Origin of the sequence: Bradyrhizobium sp. CCBAU 45394 (assembly GCF_028128655.1) — a bacterium.
In the GTDB taxonomy this organism is placed as follows: Bacteria; Pseudomonadota; Alphaproteobacteria; order Rhizobiales; family Xanthobacteraceae; genus Bradyrhizobium; species Bradyrhizobium diazoefficiens.
Genome location: NZ_LBIX01000056.1, coordinates 1 through 646 on the forward strand (window position 1 = coordinate 1; position 646 = coordinate 646).

Genomic DNA, 646 nt, shown 5'->3' on the forward strand with positions numbered 1-646 from the left:
CGAACAAAACGCGGTCTCCCGGCTTGACATCGATCGGGATCAACTGGCCTTGCTCGTTTCTACCGCCGGGACCCGTGGCGATGATCTCGCCTTCCTGCGGCTTCTCCTTTGCGGTGTCGGGAATGATGATGCCGCCGGCGGTCTTTTCCTCGGCATCGATGCGGCGCACAAGCACGCGGTCGTGCAGTGGGCGGAAATGCATGCACATCCTCCATGTCAGGTCAGCGATGTTCAAAAATCGGGTCCGGCAACCGGCTCCCGGGCGAAAACGACCTAGGATCCGAAAAACCACCGTTCAAGAGGTCTTTGAAAATTTTTGTTACTCCGGCCTCCCGACTGCCAACCGCGGTCTTGAACGGCGAATTTGGCGCGACCAGTTGATCTTCCATTCATCGCCCTCGCTCCGGAGCTGACCGCGGATTGAGGTCGTCTGCGCAATGTAGGACTCCGCCAAGAACGACGACCATGGACGACTATCGCGACCTGGTGATTGCTGGTCTAGCGGTGCTGTGTGCGGGTCTCATGTTGGTCGCCGGCCTCCTGTTCATTCTGGGTTCGTCCGACGGGTTCAAACCGGCGGAGATTGAGCCGCCAAGCCCGCAGGTCGCTGCATCGAGTCCTTTGGAGATGGCGCCGGCGAAGCACG

General features: G+C 59.9%; 2 protein-coding genes. One reads left to right on the forward strand and one right to left on the reverse strand.

Annotation, left to right across the window (positions count from 1 at the left end):
* A partial coding sequence (locus WN73_RS11645) for a co-chaperone GroES (RefSeq protein ID WP_271552846.1) occupies positions 1 to 202 on the reverse strand: 202 nt, incomplete at its 3' end.
* 263 nt (positions 203 to 465) lie between these two features.
* Here WN73_RS11645 and WN73_RS11650 point away from each other — a divergent pair.
* Positions 466 to 646 (forward strand): hypothetical protein (locus WN73_RS11650; RefSeq protein ID WP_271552848.1); only part of this gene is annotated, 181 nt, incomplete at its 3' end.